Raw genomic sequence first — 20,567 nt, forward strand, 5'->3', positions numbered from 1 at the left:
TTAATCAGGTTGCTCGAGTGATTTGATATAGTCGTAAATCGCCAGCTGTGAGCGCACTTTACGGCGATTGCCGCGCTGCACGTAGCGGTTACTCAGTTCTTTATCGATATAGCGAGCCTTAACGGTGTCACTCAGTTGCAGCTCAATAATATCGAGGATCCGCTGCTTCAGACGTGGGTCCAGCAGCGGCGTCGCGACTTCAATTCGGTAATCAATATTACGCGTCATCCAGTCCGCGGAAGAGAGATACACCTGTTTGTCGCCACCATTTTCAAAAATATAGATGCGATCGTGTTCCAGATAACGGTCAACGATGCTGGTCACGCGAATATTTTCGCTGATGCCTTCCAGTTCTGGAATCAGCGAGCACATGCCGCGAATCAGTAGATTCACCGGCACACCGGTGCTGGAGGCCGCATACAGCCGATCCACCAGGCCTTTGTCGACCAGGTTATTGAGTTTGAGGGTAATACCCGACGGCTCGCCTTTTTGCGCGGCGGCAATCTCTTTGTCGATCATCGCGTAGAGCAGGCGGCGCGAGTTCTGCGGGGAGACCAGCAGATAGTCGAAGCTCACCGGACGATACGGGTTCTCGATAAAGTTAAACACCCGGCGCACTTCGTTAGTGATGCGCGCGTCGGCGGTCAGCAGCGAGTAGTCCGTATACAGTCGCGCAGTTTTCTCGTTGAAGTTACCGGTCCCGATGTGGGCGTAGCGCACCACGTCATCACCTTCTTTACGGGAGATCAGGAACAGTTTGGCGTGAATTTTCAGCCCCGGCGCCGAGAAGATAACGTGCACACCGGCTTCCGTCAGACGGCGCGCCCAGTGAATGTTTGCCTCTTCGTCGAAACGCGCCTGCAGCTCAACGACCACCGTCACTTTTTTGCCGTTGTGCGCGGCGTGAATCATCGCATCGATAATGCGCGAGTCTTTTGCCACACGGTAGATGTTGATTTTAATCGCCAGCACGTTCGGATCGAACGATGCCTGACGCAATAGTTCCAGTACGTGTTCAAAGGTGTGGTACGGATAGTAAAGCAGCACGTCGCGCTCGCGAATGGCGTCGAATCCGTTACGGAACTTATCGAACCAGAGATGGCGCAGGCGCGGCAGCGGTTTGTTGACCAGATTGGCTTTGCCGACGTTCGGGAAGCTAATAAAGTCTTTAAAGTTGTGATAGCGTCCGCCTGGTACGATGGAGTCGTAGCGGGAGATGGTCAGCTTGTCGCGCAGCATTTCCACCATGGCGTCCGGCATATCGCGCTGATAAACAAAGCGCACCGGCTCGGCCGTCAAACGTTGCTTCAGACTGGAGGACATCAGCTCCATGAGGCTGGCTTCCATCTCGTGCACCAGATCGTACTCGGCATCACGGGTCATTTTCATGGAATAGGCGTTCAGCGCATCGTAATCGAAGAAGCCTTTGAAAATGTCGTCGAGGCAGTAGCGCAGGATGTTATCCAGCAGGATCATCGGCTTGCGTCTGCGCGGAGTTTCCGGCGGCAGGTTCACAAAGCGCGGCACTTTATCCGATGGGATCTCCAGCAGCGCGTAGCGAATGGAGTCGCCGCGAATAATCTCAACCGCCAGATAGGTGTAATCATCCTTCAGGAACTGCACCAGATCCGTTTCGCGATTGATAAGAATAGGGGTGATGTGCTGGCGCAGATAATGTTTGAAGTAGTGGCGCAGCCAGGTCTGTTGGTTGGCGGAGAGCTGACGTTCGTTAATCAGGAAGATTTGGTTACGCGCCATCTCCAGCAGCAGCTCGTTATACAAGCCGTCAAATTCCTGGTCGGCTTTCAGAACACGAGCCTGGATTTTACCCAGCAGATGGCGTGAATGGGAGTTCAGGCCTTGCTCTTCGCTGATGATGATCCGCCGCTTCAGTTCGGCAAAACGGACCTTATAAAATTCATCCAGGTTATTGGAATAAATACCCAGAAAACGCATCCGCTCAATCAGCGGATTACTTTTATCAGCCGCTTCCTGAAGCACGCGTTCGTTGAATGCTAACCAGCTTAGCTCTTTTTCGATGTATAACTTTTCCTGACCCATTACAACTTACACTCCGTTTCAATCACGGGACGCAGCAAATCCGTCTCGATTCTATTATGGCGAGCTTTGACACGAGATGTCCAACTGTGCCAGAAAAGTATGACAGTTAATTTTTTTTCTGGGGGATTTTAAGGGGTTGGTGCGGATGAAGATGTGTCGGGCGGCGCGTCGCGTACCCGACTGGCAAAATCGTCGGCTCTGCAAGCGCAGCGCCGCCGGGAAAAACAGATTACTCGTCGGCCGCATAGCCCTGAGCGGGCAGCTTAACGCCATCCAGCCAGGCGGCGTTGTCGCGCATCTCAAGACGCCCATCGACAAACCAGCTCACCACTAACGGGTAGATGGCGTGCTCCTGCGACTGAACGCGTTCGGTGATGTCGTCTTCATCGTCGCCGTCAAACACCGGGATTTTTGCCTGCAGAATGACCGGCCCGCCGTCCAGCTCGTCGGTGACGAAATGTACGGAAGTCCCATGCTCCTCATCGCCATTTTCCAGCACCTGACGGTGGGTATGCAGGCCTGGATATTTCGGCAGAAGAGAAGGGTGGATGTTCAGCAGACGGCCAGAGTAGTGGGAAACAAACCCCGGGCTGAGGATACGCATATAGCCGGCCAGCACCACGACATCCGGCGCGTAGGCGTCGATCTCCTGCACCAGCTCCCGGTCGAAGGCTTCTCGACTGGCAAACTGAGAGGCTTCCAGCGCGTGCGCCGGGATATGGGCATCCCGCGCACGCTCAAGGCCGAACGCATCGGCCTTGTTGCTGAATACTGCGCGAATGGTGCCATTGATCTGTTTCTGTTTGCAGGCGTCGATAATGGCCTGCAAATTACTTCCGTTACCGGAAATGAGCACCACAATATTTTTCATTCAATGACCACGCGCTGTTCGGAATCAGAAGCTTTGATGATACCGATTTTCCACGCGTTTTCACCCTTCGCCTTCATCAGCTCAATGGCATTGTCTGCTTCGCTGGCTGGCAGAGCAATCAGCATGCCGACGCCGCAGTTGAAGGTGCGATACATTTCGTGCTGGCTGACGTTACCTGCAGTTTGCAGCCAGTTGAACACGGCGGGCCACTGCCAGGAGGACGCGTCGATCACCGCCTGAGTATTGTCGGGCAGAACGCGCGGGATGTTTTCCCAGAAGCCGCCGCCGGTCAGGTGTGCAATGGCGTGCACGTCAACGTTCTCAATCAGCTCAAGAATGTTTTTCACGTAGATGCGGGTCGGTGCCAGCAGGTGATCGGCCAACGGTTTGCCGTCGAGTTCCGTGGTTTCGGGATCGCAGCCGCTCACTTCGAGGATCTTACGCACCAGGGAATAACCGTTGGAGTGCGGGCCGCTGGAGCCGAGTGCAATCAGCACATCGCCATCGGTCACTTTGCTGCCGTCGATAATTTCTGATTTTTCTACCACGCCGACGCAGAAGCCTGCGACATCGTAATCTTCACCGTGATACATCCCCGGCATTTCTGCCGTTTCGCCGCCGACCAGCGCACAGCCGGACTGCAAGCAGCCTTCAGCGATACCGGTAATCACGCTGGATGCGGTATCCACGTCCAGTTTTCCGGTCGCGTAATAATCGAGGAAGAAGAGGGGTTCAGCACCCTGTACCACAAGGTCGTTCACGCACATGGCCACCAGGTCGATACCGATGGTGTCGTGGCGTTTGAGATCCATCGCCAGACGCAGTTTTGTTCCCACGCCGTCAGTGCCAGAAACCAGAACAGGCTCACGATATTTTTGCGGCAGTGCGCACAGTGCGCCAAATCCACCCAGACCACCCATCACTTCAGGGCGGCGAGTCTTTTTGACCACACCTTTGATTCGGTCAACCAGCGCATTACCTGCGTCAATATCAACACCGGCATCTTTATAGCTGAGAGAAGTTTTGTTGGTCACGGCTTAAGTCCCCACGCGATTGCATTGCATAGTAAGAAAAATCGGCGCAATTCTAACAGTCCAGGCAAACGTTTGCGAGCCTATTCTGCGGTCATGAAAAGTCGCTGAAAATTTACACATTTATACATCGGGCGGCGACAAACTTGATACCGTTCACGAAAATGAAACCGGTTTCGGTAATGTGCTTGCAACCGCCAGGAGCATTGCACATGATTTCACTGAAACCGGTTTCTGTAATTGTTTTTGCAGAAAATAACGCAGAATGAGGGAAAAGGCATGCCAGGATTCAAAGAAGGTTTTCTGTGGGGCGGCGCGGTGGCGGCGCATCAGCTGGAAGGTGGCTGGAAAGAGGGCGGTAAAGGAATCAGCGTTGCGGACGTAATGACGGTCGGCGCGCACGGTGTCCCGCGTGAAATCACCCAGGGCGTGATTCAGGGTAAAAACTATCCGAACCACGAAGCCATCGATTTCTACCATCGCTACAAAGAAGACATCAAACTTTTCGCTGAACTGGGCTTTAAATGCTTCCGCACATCGATTGCCTGGACGCGTATTTTCCCCAAAGGCGATGAGCTGGAGCCGAACGAAGCCGGTCTGAAATTCTACGACGACCTGTTCGACGAGTGCCTGAAATATGGCATTGAGCCGGTGATTACTCTTTCGCACTTCGAAATGCCTTTCCATCTGGTGACCGAATACGGTGGCTGGCGCAATCGCAAGCTGATCGACATGTTTGTGCGTTTCGCGACCGTGGTATTCAAGCGTTACCAGCACAAAGTGAAGTACTGGATGACCTTCAACGAGATCAACAACCAGGCTAACTTCCACGAAGATTTTGCGCCATTTACCAACTCCGGCCTGAAGTACGAGCCGGGCGAAGATCGCGAGCCGGTGATGTTCCAGGCTGCGCACTATGAGCTGGTGGCCAGCGCTCTGGCGGTGAAAGCCGGGCGTGAGATCAATCCGTCCCTGCAAATTGGCTGCATGATTGCCATGTGCCCAATCTATCCGCTGAGCTGCGCGCCAAACGACATCATGATGGCGATGAACGCCATGCATCGCCGCTACTGGTTCACCGACGTGCACGTGCGCGGGAAATATCCGCAGCACCTGCTCAACTACTTTGAGCGTCGCGGTTTTGAGCTGGATATTACCGAGGAAGATATTGCGGCACTGAAGCAGGGCTGTGTTGATTACATCGGTTTCAGCTATTACATGTCCTTCGCCACCAAAGCAACGCCGGACAACCCGCAGCTGGATTATGACGAAAGTAAAAGCCTGGTCTCCAACCCGTACGTTCAAAAATCCGACTGGGGCTGGCAGATTGACCCGGTGGGCCTGCGCTACTCCCTGAACTGGTTCTGGGATCACTATCAGCTGCCACTGTTTATCGTCGAGAACGGCTTTGGCGCCATCGACGTGCAGGAGAGCGACGGCACGGTGAACGACCAGTACCGCATCGATTATCTCAATGCGCACATCCGTGAGATGAAAAAAGCGGTCGTTGAAGATGGCGTGGATCTGATGGGCTATACCCCGTGGGGCTGTATCGATCTGGTGTCGGCGGGCACGGGCGAAATGAAAAAACGTTACGGGTTTATCTTTGTCGATAAAGATAACGAAGGTAATGGCACCCTGAACCGCAGCAAGAAAAAATCATTCGACTGGTATCAGAAGGTTATCGCCACTAACGGCGCAGACCTGTAAGCGCAGCACAGCACGGTAACTACCCCCGAAAAAGCCGGACTTTCCCTCCGGCTTTTTTTTCCTGTTTTATACTCTCTAACGCTCCCTAATCCACTTTGATTGATCAACGTCAAGCAAGATGGGTATGGCGAACCTGGAAAAAAGCGGTATAATCCGGCGATTTTTTTTGCGGTAGCCACCTCAGAGGAGAATGAGAATGAAGATTGTGGAAGTGAAACACCCACTCGTTAAACACAAGCTGGGCCTGATGCGTGAGCATGACATCAGCACGAAGCGTTTTCGCGAACTGGCCTCTGAAGTTGGAAGCTTACTGACTTACGAAGCAACGTCTGACCTGGAAACTGAAAAAGTGACCATCGAAGGCTGGAACGGCCCGGTCCAGGTTGAGCAGATCAAAGGCAAAAAAATTACCGTGGTGCCAATCCTGCGCGCAGGTCTGGGCATGATGGAAGGCGTGCTGGAGCACGTACCGAGCGCGCGTATCAGCGTTGTCGGTATCTACCGTAATGAAGAGACTCTCGAGCCGGTTCCGTATTTCCAGAAGCTGGTTTCCAATATCGACGAGCGAATGGCGCTGGTCGTTGACCCGATGCTCGCCACCGGCGGCTCGATGATCGCCACTATCGACCTGCTGAAAAACGCCGGCTGCAACAGCATTAAAGTGCTGGTGCTGGTTGCGGCACCGGAAGGTATCGCGGCGCTGGAAAAAGCGCATCCGGACGTTGAGCTGTATACCGCATCCATCGACCAGGGGCTGAACGAGCACGGGTACATCATCCCGGGGCTGGGCGATGCCGGCGATAAGATTTTTGGTACGAAATAATCGAATAACGAAAAAGAAGCCGACTTTGATAGTCGGCTTTTTTTTGAATAAAACACAAACAACTCACAATACTTAGAGGAAAACACTATGACGCGCCGTACTATCGGGGTGAGTGAAAGACCGCCGCTTTTGCAGACGATCCCGCTTAGTTTGCAGCATCTGTTTGCCATGTTTGGTGCGACCGTGCTGGTGCCAATCCTGTTTCACATTAACCCGGCTACCGTGCTGCTGTTCAACGGTGTCGGCACGCTGCTTTACCTTTTCATCTGTAAAGGCAAAATCCCGGCGTATCTGGGTTCCAGCTTTGCGTTTATCTCCCCGGTCCTGTTGCTGCTGCCATTAGGCTACGAAGTGGCGCTGGGCGGCTTTATCATGTGCGGTGCGCTGTTCTGCCTGGTGGCCTTCATTGTGAAGAAAGCCGGTACAGGCTGGCTAGATGTGATGTTCCCGCCTGCGGCGATGGGCGCAATCGTTGCCGTCATCGGTCTGGAGCTGGCGGGTGTGGCGGCTAATATGGCCGGGCTGCTGCCTGCGGACGGACAATCGCCTGAGTCTAAAACCATTATTATTTCGCTGGTGACCTTGGGCGTGACGGTGTTCGGCTCGGTGCTGTTCCGTGGTTTCCTGGCGATTATCCCGATTCTGATCGGGGTGCTGGCGGGCTATGCGCTCTCCTTTGCGATGGGAGTAGTGGACACCACTCCGATTGCCCAGGCGCATTGGTTTGCACTGCCAACCTTCTACACGCCGCGCTTTGAGTGGTTTGCGATCTTCACCATTTTGCCAGCGGCGCTGGTGGTGATTGCCGAACACGTTGGTCACCTGGTGGTGACGGCGAATATCGTCAAAAAAGATCTGATCCGCGACCCCGGTCTGCACCGTTCGATGTTTGCTAACGGCCTGTCGACCATGATTTCCGGCTTCTTCGGCTCCACGCCAAACACCACTTACGGCGAGAACATCGGCGTAATGGCGATCACACGCGTCTACAGCACCTGGGTGATCGGCGGGGCGGCGATCTTTGCAATTCTGCTCTCCTGCGTCGGAAAACTGGCGGCGGCGATCCAGATTATCCCGGTTCCGGTCATCGGCGGTGTCTCACTGCTGCTCTACGGCGTGATCGGCGCATCCGGTATTCGCGTGCTGATTGAATCCAAAGTGGATTACAACAAAACGCAGAACCTGATCCTGACCTCGGTGATCCTGATTATCGGTGTGAGCGGCGCGAAAGTGCACATCGGTGCCGCTGAGCTGAAAGGCATGGCGCTGGCCACCATCGTCGGCGTAGGCCTGAGCCTGATCTTCAAACTGATCTCTGTGCTGCGCCCGGAAGAAGAAGTTCTCGACGCCGCTGACAGCGAAAAAGCGTCACATTGATCGTTAAACCGGGCGGACGATCCGCCCGGTTCTCTCATTGCAGGTTCCGTGATAAACTCCCTCCCGATTTTATGTGAGACCTTGATCGAGGTATTTCTGAACGGACCGGCACAGCTCTCTCTGCCACTTTATCTTCCTGACGACGAAACTTTCGCGAGTTTCTGGCCGGGTGATAACCCCTCTTTACTGGCTGCACTGCAAAACGTGTTGCGCCAGGAGCACAGCGGATACATTTATATCTGGTCACGCGAAGGCGCGGGACGCAGCCATCTGCTGCACGCCGCCTGTGCGGAGCTTTCCCAGCGCGGTGACGCGGTAGGCTACGTGCCGCTGGATAAACGCACCTGGTTTGTCCCGGAAGTGCTCGACGGCATGGAACATCTTTCACTGGTTTGCATCGACAATATTGAATGCATTGCCGGAGATGAGCCGTGGGAAATGGCGATGTTTAATCTCTACAACCGCATTCTGGAATCGGGGAAAACCCGGTTGCTGATCACCGGCGATCGTCCTCCTCGCCAGCTGAATCTGGGGTTGCCGGATCTGGCGTCTCGTCTCGACTGGGGACAAATCTACAAGCTGCAACCCTTGTCTGATGAAGACAAACTTCAGGCGCTGCAGTTACGCTCGCGGCTACGTGGGTTTGAGCTGCCGGAAGACGTGGGGCGTTTCCTGTTAAAGCGGCTGGATCGGGAAATGCGCACTCTGTTTGATACGCTGGATCAGCTCGATCACGCCTCCATAACGGCCCAGCGCAAACTGACCATTCCGTTTGTGAAAGAGACGCTGAAGCTTTAATTCGCCACCAGGCCTGCTGGCCCGGCGGCGCGGCGCGTGTACGGGCTTACAGTTCTGTATCTGCTAATAAATGCTCCACCAATAACGGAATCGGTCTTCCCGACGCCACGCTCCTTCCGCCTTCACGCCATAACGCCGTTCCGCTGATATCCAGATGCGCCCACGGAATCGTTGGCGGGCAAAAATGGTGTAATAACCATGCGGCTGACGCACTGATCGCCGCGTTATTAGTCGGCGTATTGCACAGATCGGCAATCGTGCTTTCGGTCTGTTTTTTCAGCCGCGCATCCAGCGGCAGAGACCACACCTCATCGCCGCTGCTGATCCCGGCGCGGGTCAGCTGCTCCCGCAGCGTTTCGTTTTGCGTCATCAATCCGCTCAGCTCATACCCCAGCGCTTTCACAACCGCACCCGTCAGCGTCGCCATATCGATAATGTAATGCGCCTGCGGATGACGCTGACTCGCCCAGGCGATAGCGTCGGCCAGCACCAGACGTCCTTCGGCGTCGGTATTATTGATCTCCACCGTCAGGCCGTTACAGGCCCGCGCTACCGTCCCCGGCTGCATTGCGTCCGGGCCGATGGCGTTTTCCGCCAGCGCCAGCACGCCCATGATCCGCACGGGCAGATTCAGCTCCGCCACCGTCAGCATCAGACCCAGCACGTTGGCTGCGCCGCACATGTCGTACTTCATGGTGTACATGCCCGCGCCTTCCTTCAGCCACAGACCGCCCGTGTCAAAGGTAATGCCTTTGCCCACATAGCAGCGAACCGGACCGTCGCTGACGCCGTCGTAATGAATCGCCAGCAGGCGCGGCGGGCAGGTGGCGCCTTTTCCAACGGCATGGAGCAGTCCAAGACCTTGCCCGACGATCTGTTGTTCATCAAGCACCTCGCAGCGCAGGGCAGGGAAGGCGGCACACAGGGTCTGCGCCTCGTCGACCACGTACTGTGGCGTGCAGCGGTCGGATGGCGTGTCTGCCAGACGCCGCGCAGCCATCATCCCGTTGGCGATCGCCTGCTGTTGTTCGATGATGCTGGCTAACCGCTCTCGTTGCTCGGGCAGGCACAGGGCGGCAATGTGGCGAATCCGCACGGCGGAGCCATCCGTTTTCTTGAGCTGCAAATCGCTGAGGTTATGCGCCTGATTGAACAGGAAACGCAGCAACTGGCCCAGAACGATGTCGTGAATATCGCAGAGATCAATCACCAGGCTTTCGCTGACGGGGGCGGCAAATAGCGGGCGTAGCGCGGCCACTAAACCGTCGGTCAGGGAATCCTGCCACAGCGCTTCTGGCAGCAGAGTGATACGGGCAAAAGGGGCACAGCCGAAGCGTGTGTCTGCTACGCCTGTCTGTACACGCATCTCATTGATAAGCGCCGTCTCCGGCAGCTGTGCGCAGGCGTGGCGCGCCAGAAGATGGCTGTGTAGGCGGGCTTCGGCAAGAGAGGTAATCAGCTGGCAGGTAATCATGGTTGTTCCTCAATCGGCGCGCGAATGCGGGTGGCATAGGCCTGCATCCAGTCGTCATCCACGGCCTGATAGTGGGTTTTCTCACGCAGGCGTTCGGTGCGAAAAACGGTCAGGGGCTGCCGGGCGGTGGCGACCACAAAAGAGAACGTCTTAATGTTGGTCGCCGCGCCAAATTCGCCTCGGTTATTCATACACACCACGGAAAGATCGCCCACGCGGCCAAAGCGTGACATTAGCTTGTCTTCGAGTTCAAAGACGACGGAATCTGCCGCCTGCTGTGGCGTCATGCCCTGCGCCATGCGGCGCACGATTTCGTAGCTGGTGCAGCCTTTCATCAGGTCCTCGCCCACGCCCGTGGCGGTGGCGGCCCCCGTTTCGCTGTCGCAATAAAAACCGGAACCGATAATCGGCGAATCCCCGATGCGCCCGCGTTTTTTCATAAACAGGCCGCTGGTGGAGGTCGCGACACTCATGGAACCTTGCTTATCCAGCCCGATAATGCCGACAGTATCGTGGCCGTCGTACGGGCTGAGCCCCTTATCCAGCGTTTCACGACAGCGCTTGCGGTAGTGCTGCATTGCCCGGTCGGTGAGCATGGTTTTGTCAGTAAAGCCCTGGCTTAACGCCCACTCGCGCGCTCCCTGGCCGACCAGCAGGCTGTTATAGCGCTGACGGCTCAAGGCCTGAGCCACCCGCACCGGGTTGGCAATATCCACCAGATTACCCACTGCGCCAAAGGCCAGCGTGTCGCCGTCCATATAGGCGGCGTCGAGTTCCACTTCGCCATTCTCCGTGGGCAGCCCGCCGTAGCCGACGGACTTGTAATACGGAAAGTCTTCAACGGCGGCAACGGCATCCACGACTGCCGATGCGACAGGCTTCCCCGCAGCCAGCGCAGACGCAGACTCCGTCACACCTTCCAGCGCCATTCGCCAGGTTGCGATAATTCCCCACATGGTTTACTCCTGTTTTGCCAGCGTGGTTTCGGTTGGCGTCGCGGTAGCGATTTCCGCAGCGCGGTACTGTTTGTCCAGAATGCGCATAAACGGCAGATAGAGCATCGCGCCGATCAGCAGGTTGAGCAGCTGCATCACGCTGCCGCTAAGATGCCCGGTGACGATAAAGCCGCTGATGACCGGCGGCAGCGTCCAGGGAATAAACACCCCGGTGGTCACGGCGACCGCGCCGATTTTCATGGCCGCGTACTGCACGGTGACTAACACCAGCGGCACCAGGTTAAAGGGAATCAGCATGATCGGGTTCATGATCACCGGCAGTCCGAACAGAATCGGTTCGTTGATGTTGAACACCGATGCGCCCGCGCCGAGCCGCGCCACTTCCCGCATATTTTTACTGCGGGCAAAAATCAGCATCGCGATGACCAGCGACAGCGTGGCACCTGCGCCGCCCATCCAGATCATGTCGAAAAACTGCTCGGTAATAATGTGCGGCGGCGTCACGCCCGCCTGAATGGCGGCGATATTGTCGGTCTGATTTTCCATCCACAGCGGACGGATAATGCCGTTGATCATCGAACCGGAGTTAATGCCCACTGACCACAAAATGGTGATACTGAACACCGTCATCAGTGCGCCGAAATAGGAGGTGCCGTAGTGACGCACCGGCGTTGCGACCACGTCATAGATGAACTGATGAATGGTGTGATAGTGCGTGTTTTCAAACGCAATGCGGATCATCAGCACCAGAATCATCACCACCAGGGCGGGGATCAGCGCGGCGAACGACTCATGTACTGCAGGCGGAACGCCCTCCGGCATTTTAATCACCAGATTTTTACGCTTCAGCCAGCAGAACAGCTCCGTCCATAACAGCGAGCCAATCATCGCCACGAACAGGCCTTTACTGCCAATCCACTCCACCGGCATCACGGTAATACCGCCGTTTTCCGCCACTTTGATAAACGGCGTGAGGATCAGGAAGCTGACCAGCGCCAGGATCCCACACGAGATGCGGTCCTCGTCGTAGTGCTCCGCCAGACGGAAGGCGACCAGGAAGCTGATAAACAGAGACATCGTCGAGAAAACAGCGTTAAACGGGATCTCGATAATCGCGCTCCAGCTTTCGCCAAAGGCCGACGACATAAACTGCTGATAGGTTTGATTCGGGAACGAGGAGATAACCAGCAGGATCGAGCCGACGATAATAAACGGCATGAATGAAACGTATGCACCACGAATGGCACCCAGATGACGCTGCTGAGCCGTTTTGGCTGCCAGCGGCATCAATTTTGCTTCCATAAATCCCAGAACATTGTTCATTGTGAACTCCGTACAAGATCGCGTGACGTTGTTTATGTTATGTCTGAGGATTATCAGTGAAGCGTTGCGACCGAAAGGTGAATCAGGTCACAATGTAATCGCTTTATTAACATAAATCTCACAAGATTGGTTATAAGAAATTTGACTGAGGCCTCGCGATGGAAATCAAACTGCACGCCAATGCCACCACGACACCGCGCACCCGTCGCTATCTTCAGCAGTCGGATAAGAGCGACAGGGAGCTGGCCCTGGAGCTGGGAATTTCAGTCACCACCGTCCGGCGCTGGCGCAAGCGTGAGCAGATATCCGACAACCACACGACGCCAAAGGTGATACACAAAGCAATGAGACAAGAGCAAGTTTCATTGATTAACGCCCTGCGTGACGCCACCGGTGCGCCGCTGGACGAACTGTTGCTGATGGTGAATGAAGGGCTGGGGATTAGCGTTTCGCGGGCGACGCTGAATCGCTATCTGAAACCTGCTGCATCCTCGCGTCAGGGCGCGCCACTGCAGGGCAAAAAAGCGCTGAAAGCCGGTCTCTTACCGCAGCGGCTTGAACTGCATCATCTGCCGCTCTCATTGCATATGGATGACGGCGGAGAACAGCATCTGCTGTGGGCGCGGGAGCCTGTCAGCGGCTGGTGTTTTGCCAGGCTTTACGCGGGGATTTCACCGCAGCTGGTGGCAAACTGGTCAAGGGAGCTGCTGGAAGCCTGTCCGGCTGATATTCAATCTGTTGAGACTTTTGGCTTCGCCACATCGTTGAGCCTGGAGGGGATAGTGATAAAACACAGCCCGGCACAGCACAGCGCCGTACAGGTGGCGATCCCGCTGGGTGAAATCATTCCTCGAGTGAATGTGGAACCGGCAGGAGAGTTATTGATGCGAATCTGTGAATTCTATAATCAGGGCAAAGCGCAGAAGAAACTGGGGGACAGTACGCCGCAGGGCTTTCTTGAAGCGCTGCGGCGCACCCTTTAGTTGAGGATTTCGAGCACATCTTCCGGTGGGCGGCCAATGCGCGCTTCACCGTTAGCGACCACAATCGGGCGCTCAATCAGCTTTGGATTTTCAACCATCGCCTGAATCAGCGCATCTTCCGTGAGGTGGCTGTCGTCCAGGTTTAAGGATTTATAGAGATCTTCTTTCCGGCGCATCAGCTCACGTGCGCTCGCCATGCCCAGCATGCTCAGAAGCTGGCGAAGAGTGGCGGCGTCCGGCGGCGTCTCCAAATAGAGCACCACGTCGGGATCAATGCCGTTCGCTTTCAGCAGGCTCAGCGTGTCGCGACTCTTGGAGCAGCGAGGGTTGTGATAAATTTTAACCTTGTCTGACATGACTTCTCCTTATTACATCTTTTCGTACGGCTTGAACCGTTGCTGCAGCGCGCGCAGCTGATCGATTCGGGCGTCGTAGCGCGCCTGCTGCAGACTGCCCAGTTTGACCTGCGAACTGGCGCTGCTTAACAGGGAAATCGACTGGTCCAGGCGCCCAACCAGGGCAAAGCCCTCGGCGCGCGCGGCTAACTCCTGGTCGCGGTTACCAAGCTGTCCTTCGGTTTGCGCCAGTAAATCCCAGCCGTTTTGATCGTCTTTATGGTCAAAGGTATAGCGATTCAGAATCGTTGCCGCCTCTTTCGGCTGACCGCCCTGTAAGTAAGCATTCGCCAGGTTGAGCTGCAACACCGGATTGGTGCGCAAATCTTTGGCGTTTTTCAGGCGGTTAATCGCATCGCCGGTTTTCTTCTGGCCTAAATCGATGTCGGTTGAGAGATCCAGATACCACGCATTGTTAGGATCGGCGGCCAGCAGCGGCTGGAGCGCTTTGCGCGCCTCATCGTATTTGCTGGCCTCCATCGCCTGCAGCGCACGACCGTACTGGGCAGCATTCTGCTCACGCACATTGCCTTTCGTCAGCGTATCGAGCAGGTCACTCGTCAGCTGGTTGCGGCCAGAATTATACATGCCGAGGGTTCTGACCTTCGCCATGTAGAAATCCTGCGACGACTGGACGACGACCGGACGCATCTGATTGGCACGGTTACGCGCATCTGAAAGACGGCTTTCTGGCAGGGGGTGGGTCAGCAGAATTTCCGGTGGGCGAGTGGAGTAGCGCGCCTGATCGAGCAATTTTTCAAGGAAGGTCGGCATCGCCTGCGGATCAAAACCAGAGCGCTGGAGCACCTGAATGCCGATGCGGTCTGCTTCCTGTTCGTTCTGCTGGGTAAAGCTGATCATCCCCTGACGCGTCCCGGCGAGCGTCCCGGTCAGGGCGGCCATCCCGGCCTGCGGGCTGGCCATCGCCAGCAGAATCGAACCTAACGCGCCGACCCAGGTCAGCGGCGCATTTTTTTTCTGATCTTCCATGGCACGCGCCAGATGGCGCTGAGTGACGTGGGAGATTTCGTGCGCCATTACCGAGGCGAGCTGGCTTTCGTTGTCGGAATAACGGAATAACGCCGAATGCAGCACCACGTTACCGCCGAAGAAGGCGAAGGCGTTGATTTCGTCGTTATTAATTAAATAGAAGTGGAAGGGGGTTTTGACGGAGTCGGCGTGGGCCACAAGGCGCATGCCGAGACCGTTGATATATTGCACCAGCAGCGGGTCATTAATCAGCGGCGCGCTGCCGCGAAGTTGACGCACGTAGTAATCACCCATCTGCATTTCTTGTCCGATGGAGAGCGTGCTTCCTGCTGAGGTACCCATATCCGGCAATGTATCGGACGTGTCAGCGAAAGCTGGCACCATTTGACCGACAGTCAGCGCGGCAATAAGCGTTGCAACCAGAGTTTTTTTCAACTGCCTGAACATAACCTCTGCCCTGTATTTTGGATGTACCCATTTGACCGAAGAACGTGCATATCGTTCACCTTCTGCTGCTCTGCGAGTGTAGCCGTGTTACGGCTTGAAGAAAATCCCAAACGCCCGCCTTTTGCGTTTCGTGACGCAGCGTCAAAAATGGAAAGTCTTTTGTGTGACAGTTAGATACAATTCGCCTCTCGCTCCAGCCATCAGATTCAGGGAAGGGTTGTATGCTCGAAATGTTAATGCAGTGGTATCGGCGCCGTTTCAGCGACCCCGAAGCTATTGCTTTGCTGGTTATTCTGGTCGCCGGGTTCGGTATTTTGTTCTTCTTCAGCGGCCTGCTGGCGCCGCTGCTCGTTGCCCTGGTACTGGCCTATCTTCTCGAATGGCCGACAGTGCGCCTTGAAAAAATTGGTTGCTCCCGCCGCTGGGCAACCAGCATTGTGCTGATCTTGTTCGTCGGCATTCTGTTGCTGATGTCGTTTGTGGTGATGCCGGTTGCCTGGCAGCAGGGGATCTACCTGATCCGCGATATGCCGGGGATGCTCAATAAACTTTCCGATTTTGCCGCCACGCTGCCACGCCGTTATCCGGCGCTGATGGATGCGGGCATTATTGATGCGATGGCGGAAAATATGCGCGCCCGCATCATGACGATGGGCGATTCGGTGGTGAAATATTCCCTCGCCTCGCTGGTGGGCCTGCTGACGCTGGCGGTCTATCTGGTGCTGGTGCCGCTGATGGTCTTCTTCCTCGTGAAGGACAAAGAGCAGATGCTCAACGCCGTGCGCCGCATTTTGCCGCGCAATCGCGGGCTGGCGGGCCAGGTGTGGAAAGAGATGAACCAACAGATCACCAACTACATTCGCGGCAAAGTGCTGGAGATGATTGTGGTCGGCGTCGCAACCTGGATTGGGTTTGTGATCTTTGGTCTGAATTATTCGCTGCTGCTGGCGGTGCTGGTGGGCTTCTCGGTGCTGATCCCGTATATCGGCGCATTCGTGGTGACGATTCCGGTGGTCGGTGTGGCGCTGTTCCAGTTTGGTCTGGGTACAGAATTCTGGAGCTGTTTCGCAGTCTACCTGATTATTCAGGGGCTGGACGGTAACCTGCTGGTGCCGGTGCTGTTCTCGGAGGCGGTGAACCTTCACCCGCTGGTGATCATCCTGTCGGTGGTGATTTTTGGGGGGCTGTGGGGCTTCTGGGGGGTGTTCTTTGCCATCCCTCTGGCGACGCTGATTAAAGCGGTCGTGCATGCGTGGCCGGATGTGCCTGCGGTGGAAGAATAAAAAAATCCCGGTTCAATGAACTGGGATTTTTCGTTTAATCAGGCGTTCGCTTTCAGCCAGTCGAGCACCACGTCGTGGTGGTTGCTGGTTTTGAAATCATCAAACACATGTTCAACTTTGCCATCGGCATCAATCAGGAAGCTGATGCGATGAATGCCGTCGTAGGTTTTGCCCATAAAGGTCTTTTCACCCCAGACGCCAAATTGCTCGCAAACCTGATGGTCTTCATCGGAGAGCAGCGTAAAGTTCAGCAGCTCTTTTTCAGCGAAGCGTGACAGTTTTTCTGACTTGTCGGTGCTGATTCCCAGCACGTCTACGCCGGCCTTTTTCAAATCATCCATGTTATCGCGTAAACCGCACGCCTGTACGGTACACCCTGGCGTCATGGCTTTCGGGTAGAAATAGACCAGAACACGCTGTCCCTGGAAGTCGGTCAAATTTACTTGCTCGCCGTCTTGATCGGGCAGGCTAAATTTCGGTGCGATGTCACCGGCTTTCAGTGGATTCATTACTCAACTCCATCCTGTTCGTGCTGCGAATAATTGACGACGTTTATACTGCCTTGTGCATTGAGTTCTGTACAGAGTGCTTTGAACGCTTGCTCAATATTTGACGCATCGTGCGAGGCAGGGCTGTGTGCCGTGATCTGAATAAATAATTTTGGCAGCGGTCCGGGCTGTGTGCGGGACACAAGCTCAGCGATGTTCATCTGGTGGCTGTCAAACAGTGCGGTGAAACGTTCGATTAAATGCGGGGAATCGGTGACTTCAACCTGCACCCAGACGGTCGCCGGCATGGCCGGGCGCGGGCGCGCAGTTGTGCGTTTCATCACGATCAGCAAATCCAGCTCCGCGCCTTTCAGCGGCAACGTGGATTCAATGAGCGTAATCGCGTTCCATGTCCCGGACAACAGCATGATAAACGTGAACTCGTCACCCAGCATCGCAAGGCGGCTGTCTTCGATATTACAGCCGCAACTGCTGACGTGGCGGGTGATGGTGTTCACAATACCGGCTCTGTCGGCACCCAGCGCAGTGATAACCAGGTAATGTTGTGATGAGGTTGTCAAACCTGTTCTTCCTTTGCGTGGTTAAGTCATCCTAAGGAAAGCATAAAAAAAACATGCATACAACAGCCTGGACGCCTTACGTCGCTTGCTTTTATTACAGTTCCAAACGTACCATTGAGAATCTTGTTTGCACAGAGGATGGCCCATGTTCACGGGAAGTATTGTTGCGCTTGTTACGCCGATGGATGAGAAAGGTAATGTCTGCCGGTCAAGCCTGAAAAAACTGATTGATTACCATGTCGCCAACGGGACGTCGGCGATCGTTTCCGTAGGGACTACCGGTGAATCTGCCACCCTGAGCCATGAAGAACACGGCGATGTGGTGATGATGACCGTCGAACTGGCTGACGGGCGTATCCCGGTTATCGCCGGAACGGGTGCAAATGCAACCGCCGAGGCCATCAGCCTGACCCAGCGTTTCAACAACAGCGGCATTGTCGGCTGCCTGACGGTGACCCCGTACTACAACCGCCCAACGCAGGAAGGTCTGTTCCAGCATTTCAAAGCCATCGCTGAACATACTGACTTGCCACAAATTCTGTATAATGTGCCGTCGCGTACTGGCTGCGATATGCTGCCGGAAACCGTAGGCCGTCTCTCGAAAGTTAAAAATATTATCGCAATTAAAGAGGCGACCGGGAACTTAAGCCGCGTTCACCAGATCAAAGAGCTGGTTTCAGACGACTTTATCCTGCTCAGTGGTGATGACGCGACCGCGCTGGACTTCATGCAGCTCGGTGGTCATGGCGTGATTTCCGTGACGTCAAACGTAGCCGCGCGCGATATGGCCGAAATGTGCAAACTGGCTGCGGCGGATCATTTCGACGAAGCTCGCTTGATTAACCAGCGTCTGATGCCGCTGCACACAAAATTATTTGTCGAACCCAATCCGATCCCAGTGAAATGGGCATGTAAGGAGTTGGGACTTGTAGCGACCGACACGCTGCGTCTGCCGATGACCCCCATTACCGACCACGGTCGCGAAGTGGTCACCGGGGCGCTGAAGCATGCCGGTTTGCTGTAGAGTTTAGGGAGATTTGATGGCTTACTCAGTACAGAAGTCGCGCCTGGCGAAGGTTGCGGGTGTTTCGCTTGTTATGCTCCTCGCAGCCTGTAGTTCAGACTCGCGCTACAAGCGCCAGGTGAGCGGTGATGAATCCTATCTGGATGCAACGCCGCTTGCTGAACTTCATGCGCCAGCGGGTATGATCCTGCCGATTCAAAACGGCGATTACAACATTCCTGTCACTAACAGCAGTGGTGCAGTAGGCAAAGCGCTGGACATTCGTCCACCGGCACAGCCACTGGCGCTGGTGAGCGGTGCCCGCACCCAGTTTACGGGTGACACGGCTACGCTTCTGGTCGAAAACGGTCGTGGCAACACCCTGTGGCCGCAGGTGGTCAGCGTGATTCAGTCGAAGAACTACGCGATTGATAAGCGTGACGACGCCAGTCAGAGTCTGACGACCGACTGGATCGAATGGAACCGTCTGGATGAAGATCAGCAGTACCGTGGTCGTTATCAAGTCTCTGTCAAACCGCAGGGTTATCAGCAGGCCGTCACGGTCAAACTGCTGAACCTTGAGCAGGCTGGCAAGCCAGTGGCGGATGCGGCCTCGCTGCAGCGCTACAGCACTGAAATGCTGAACGTGATTGCTTCTGGTCTCGATAAAAACGCGACCGATGCAGCGAACTCCGCGCAGAGCCGCAATGGCGTGACCTTCGATGTGCAGAGCGCAGCGGATGACACCGGTCTGCCAATGCTGGTAGTGCGTGCACCGTTCCAGCAAACCTGGCAGCGTCTGCCAGCCGTGCTTGAAAAAGCCGGTATGAAAGTGACTGACAGCACCCGTTCAACGGGCAGCATCACGGCCACTTACAAACCGCTTTCTGATAGCGCATGGCAGGAACTGGGTGCCAGCGATCCTGGCCTCGCGTCCGGCGATTACAAAATTCAGGTCGGTGACCTCGATAACCGCAGCAGCTTGCAGTTTATCGATCCGAAAGGTCACACGCTGACCCAGTCGCAAAACGATGCGCTGGTTGCAGTCTTCCAGGCTGCATTCAGCAAATAAAAAAACAGGGCTGGTTAATCCAGCCCTTTTTATTTTCGTGCTACGCAAACGTGTGCGTGGCATAATATCCCGAGATTTTTGTACATATCATCACACCAGGAGTAATGAAGATGCAGAAGCAAGCTGAGTTGTATCGTGGCAAAGCGAAGACCGTATACAGCACCGAAAACCCGGATCTGTTGGTGCTCGAGTTCCGCAATGATACGTCAGCAGGGGATGGCGCACGCATTGAGCAGTTCGATCGTAAGGGCATGGTAAACAACAAGTTCAACCATTTCATTATGAGCAAACTCGCCGAAGCCGGTATCCCGACTCAGATGGAAGCGTTGCTGTCCGATACGGAGTGTCTGGTGAAAAAACTGGATATGGTCCCGGTCGAATGTGTGGTGCGTAACCGCGCGGCAGGCTCCCTGGTGAAACGTCTGGGTATTGAAGAAGGCATCGAACTGAACCCGCCATTGTTCGACCTGTTCCTGAAAAATGACGAAATGCACGATCCCATGGTCAATGAATCCTACTGCGAAACCTTCGGTTGGGTGAGCAAAGAGAACCTGGCGCGCATGCAGGAACTGACTTACAAAGCCAACGACGTGCTGAAAAAGCTGTTTGATGACGCGGGCCTGATCCTGGTCGACTTCAAACTGGAGTTCGGTCTGTACAAAGGTGAAGTGGTGCTGGGTGATGAGTTCTCCCCGGACGGCAGTCGTCTGTGGGACAAAGAGACCCTGGATAAAATGGACAAAGACCGTTTCCGTCAGAGCCTGGGTGGCCTGATTGAAGCGTACGAAGCCGTCGCGCATCGTCTGGGCGTTAAACTCGATTAATTCCCTTACGGGCCAAAGGGTGGAAACATCCTTTGGCTTGTTACCATTGTTTCCTATGGTAATCCGTCCGTTAACCG

The 20,567-nt window shown here is 55.2% G+C and carries 19 protein-coding genes; 9 read left to right on the plus strand and 10 right to left on the minus strand.

Annotation, left to right across the window (positions count from 1 at the left end):
• From ppk1 to purM, 3 genes are all read right to left on the minus strand, one after another.
• Window positions 1-2,061, minus strand: a complete 2,061-nt coding sequence (ppk1, locus tag OVA10_RS08465; RefSeq protein WP_100779335.1) for a polyphosphate kinase 1 — start codon at window positions 2,059-2,061, stop codon at window positions 1-3.
• A 229-nt stretch (window positions 2,062-2,290) separates the two neighbouring features.
• A complete protein-coding gene (purN, locus tag OVA10_RS08470; protein ID WP_100779336.1) occupies window positions 2,291-2,932 on the minus strand; it encodes a phosphoribosylglycinamide formyltransferase in 642 nt (213 codons plus the stop codon).
• The gene (purM, locus tag OVA10_RS08475; RefSeq protein ID WP_102104968.1) at window positions 2,929-3,966 is read right to left on the minus strand and encodes a phosphoribosylformylglycinamidine cyclo-ligase; all 1,038 of its coding nucleotides are present in this window, start codon (window positions 3,964-3,966) and stop codon (window positions 2,929-2,931) included. Before purM ends, purN begins: the two co-directional genes overlap by 4 nt.
• Window positions 3,967-4,242: 276 nt before the next feature.
• Between purM and OVA10_RS08480 the strand changes: the two genes are divergently transcribed.
• The 4 genes from OVA10_RS08480 (at window position 4,243) to OVA10_RS08495 (ending at window position 8,671) form a co-directional block, all read left to right on the plus strand.
• Window positions 4,243-5,673 (plus strand): 6-phospho-beta-glucosidase, encoded by a 1,431-nt coding sequence (locus OVA10_RS08480; RefSeq protein ID WP_100779338.1) that lies wholly within the window; start codon window positions 4,243-4,245, stop codon window positions 5,671-5,673.
• 196 nt (window positions 5,674-5,869) lie between these two features.
• A complete protein-coding gene (gene upp, locus OVA10_RS08485) occupies window positions 5,870-6,496 on the plus strand; it encodes a uracil phosphoribosyltransferase (RefSeq protein ID WP_023308769.1) in 627 nt (208 codons plus the stop codon).
• Between the two features lie 87 nt (window positions 6,497-6,583).
• Window positions 6,584-7,873, plus strand: a complete 1,290-nt coding sequence (gene uraA, locus OVA10_RS08490; RefSeq protein WP_100779339.1) for a uracil permease — start codon at window positions 6,584-6,586, stop codon at window positions 7,871-7,873.
• 96 nt (window positions 7,874-7,969) lie between these two features.
• The gene (locus OVA10_RS08495) at window positions 7,970-8,671 is read left to right on the plus strand and encodes a DnaA inactivator Hda (protein ID WP_213015986.1); all 702 of its coding nucleotides are present in this window, start codon (window positions 7,970-7,972) and stop codon (window positions 8,669-8,671) included.
• Between the two features lie 46 nt (window positions 8,672-8,717).
• Here the strand turns inward: OVA10_RS08495 and OVA10_RS08500 are convergent, their stop codons facing one another.
• Genes OVA10_RS08500 through celB form a run of 3 tightly spaced genes read right to left on the minus strand, consistent with a single transcriptional unit; the run spans window position 8,718 to window position 12,424 of the window.
• Entirely contained in the window at window positions 8,718-10,145 is a 1,428-nt protein-coding gene (locus tag OVA10_RS08500; RefSeq protein ID WP_268195772.1) for a leucyl aminopeptidase family protein, read from the minus strand.
• A complete protein-coding gene (locus OVA10_RS08505) occupies window positions 10,142-11,101 on the minus strand; it encodes a N(4)-(beta-N-acetylglucosaminyl)-L-asparaginase (protein WP_194513942.1) in 960 nt (319 codons plus the stop codon). Before OVA10_RS08505 ends, OVA10_RS08500 begins: the two co-directional genes overlap by 4 nt.
• A 3-nt stretch (window positions 11,102-11,104) precedes the next feature.
• Window positions 11,105-12,424: a PTS cellobiose transporter subunit IIC gene (gene celB / locus OVA10_RS08510; RefSeq protein WP_268195773.1), complete on the minus strand. Its 1,320-nt coding sequence runs from the start codon at window positions 12,422-12,424 to the stop codon at window positions 11,105-11,107.
• A 158-nt stretch (window positions 12,425-12,582) separates the two neighbouring features.
• Between celB and OVA10_RS08515 the strand changes: the two genes are divergently transcribed.
• A complete protein-coding gene (locus OVA10_RS08515; RefSeq protein WP_268195774.1) occupies window positions 12,583-13,407 on the plus strand; it encodes an XRE family transcriptional regulator in 825 nt (274 codons plus the stop codon).
• Here OVA10_RS08515 and arsC read toward each other — a convergent pair.
• Complete coding sequence (gene arsC, locus OVA10_RS08520) at window positions 13,404-13,763, minus strand: arsenate reductase (glutaredoxin) (protein ID WP_107703142.1); 360 nt, start codon at window positions 13,761-13,763, stop codon at window positions 13,404-13,406. The two genes, OVA10_RS08515 and arsC, sit on opposite strands and share 4 nt — an antisense overlap.
• 12 nt (window positions 13,764-13,775) lie before the next feature.
• Window positions 13,776-15,239, minus strand: coding sequence for a beta-barrel assembly-enhancing protease (bepA, locus tag OVA10_RS08525; RefSeq protein ID WP_123427113.1), 1,464 nt, complete (start codon window positions 15,237-15,239; stop codon window positions 13,776-13,778).
• A gap of 221 nt (window positions 15,240-15,460) precedes the next feature.
• Between bepA and OVA10_RS08530 the strand changes: the two genes are divergently transcribed.
• Window positions 15,461-16,522 (plus strand): AI-2E family transporter, encoded by a 1,062-nt coding sequence (locus tag OVA10_RS08530; protein ID WP_100779346.1) that lies wholly within the window; start codon window positions 15,461-15,463, stop codon window positions 16,520-16,522.
• Between the two features lie 38 nt (window positions 16,523-16,560).
• On the opposite strand, the gene bcp is transcribed toward OVA10_RS08530, so the two are convergent.
• Entirely contained in the window at window positions 16,561-17,031 is a 471-nt protein-coding gene (gene bcp / locus OVA10_RS08535) for a thioredoxin-dependent thiol peroxidase (RefSeq protein ID WP_100779347.1), read from the minus strand.
• Window positions 17,031-17,591, minus strand: coding sequence for a glycine cleavage system transcriptional repressor (locus OVA10_RS08540; RefSeq protein WP_100779348.1), 561 nt, complete (start codon window positions 17,589-17,591; stop codon window positions 17,031-17,033). Before OVA10_RS08540 ends, bcp begins: the two co-directional genes overlap by 1 nt.
• A 145-nt stretch (window positions 17,592-17,736) precedes the next feature.
• Between OVA10_RS08540 and dapA the strand changes: the two genes are divergently transcribed.
• The 3 genes from dapA (at window position 17,737) to purC (ending at window position 20,490) form a co-directional block, all read left to right on the plus strand.
• A complete protein-coding gene (gene dapA / locus OVA10_RS08545; RefSeq protein ID WP_268195776.1) occupies window positions 17,737-18,615 on the plus strand; it encodes a 4-hydroxy-tetrahydrodipicolinate synthase in 879 nt (292 codons plus the stop codon).
• Between the two features lie 16 nt (window positions 18,616-18,631).
• On the plus strand, window positions 18,632-19,666 hold the full coding sequence (gene bamC, locus OVA10_RS08550) for an outer membrane protein assembly factor BamC (RefSeq protein WP_100779350.1): 1,035 nt from the start codon (window positions 18,632-18,634) through the stop codon (window positions 19,664-19,666).
• Window positions 19,667-19,776: 110 nt separating this feature from the next.
• Complete coding sequence (gene purC, locus OVA10_RS08555; RefSeq protein ID WP_095282862.1) at window positions 19,777-20,490, plus strand: phosphoribosylaminoimidazolesuccinocarboxamide synthase; 714 nt, start codon at window positions 19,777-19,779, stop codon at window positions 20,488-20,490.
• Window positions 20,491-20,567: the final 77 nt, after the last annotated feature.

Source organism: Lelliottia sp. SL45, from assembly GCF_026672535.1.
Classification (GTDB): Bacteria; Pseudomonadota; Gammaproteobacteria; order Enterobacterales; family Enterobacteriaceae; genus Enterobacter; species Enterobacter nimipressuralis.

Coding starts and splice junctions, on each gene's coding strand:
- bepA (WP_123427113.1), bottom strand. CDS start 15,239: ATGTTCAGGCAGTTGAAAAAAACTCTGGTTGCAACGCTTATTGCCGCG.
- upp (WP_023308769.1), top strand. CDS start 5,870: ATGAAGATTGTGGAAGTGAAACACCCACTCGTTAAACACAAGCTGGGC.
- purC (WP_095282862.1), top strand. CDS start 19,777: ATGCAGAAGCAAGCTGAGTTGTATCGTGGCAAAGCGAAGACCGTATAC.
- OVA10_RS08500 (WP_268195772.1), bottom strand. CDS start 10,145: ATGATTACCTGCCAGCTGATTACCTCTCTTGCCGAAGCCCGCCTACAC.
- ppk1 (WP_100779335.1), bottom strand. CDS start 2,061: ATGGGTCAGGAAAAGTTATACATCGAAAAAGAGCTAAGCTGGTTAGCA.
- OVA10_RS08480 (WP_100779338.1), top strand. CDS start 4,243: ATGCCAGGATTCAAAGAAGGTTTTCTGTGGGGCGGCGCGGTGGCGGCG.
- uraA (WP_100779339.1), top strand. CDS start 6,584: ATGACGCGCCGTACTATCGGGGTGAGTGAAAGACCGCCGCTTTTGCAG.
- arsC (WP_107703142.1), bottom strand. CDS start 13,763: ATGTCAGACAAGGTTAAAATTTATCACAACCCTCGCTGCTCCAAGAGT.
- OVA10_RS08515 (WP_268195774.1), top strand. CDS start 12,583: ATGGAAATCAAACTGCACGCCAATGCCACCACGACACCGCGCACCCGT.
- bcp (WP_100779347.1), bottom strand. CDS start 17,031: ATGAATCCACTGAAAGCCGGTGACATCGCACCGAAATTTAGCCTGCCC.
- bamC (WP_100779350.1), top strand. CDS start 18,632: ATGGCTTACTCAGTACAGAAGTCGCGCCTGGCGAAGGTTGCGGGTGTT.
- purN (WP_100779336.1), bottom strand. CDS start 2,932: ATGAAAAATATTGTGGTGCTCATTTCCGGTAACGGAAGTAATTTGCAG.
- OVA10_RS08505 (WP_194513942.1), bottom strand. CDS start 11,101: ATGTGGGGAATTATCGCAACCTGGCGAATGGCGCTGGAAGGTGTGACG.
- celB (WP_268195773.1), bottom strand. CDS start 12,424: ATGAACAATGTTCTGGGATTTATGGAAGCAAAATTGATGCCGCTGGCA.
- OVA10_RS08530 (WP_100779346.1), top strand. CDS start 15,461: ATGCTCGAAATGTTAATGCAGTGGTATCGGCGCCGTTTCAGCGACCCC.
- dapA (WP_268195776.1), top strand. CDS start 17,737: ATGTTCACGGGAAGTATTGTTGCGCTTGTTACGCCGATGGATGAGAAA.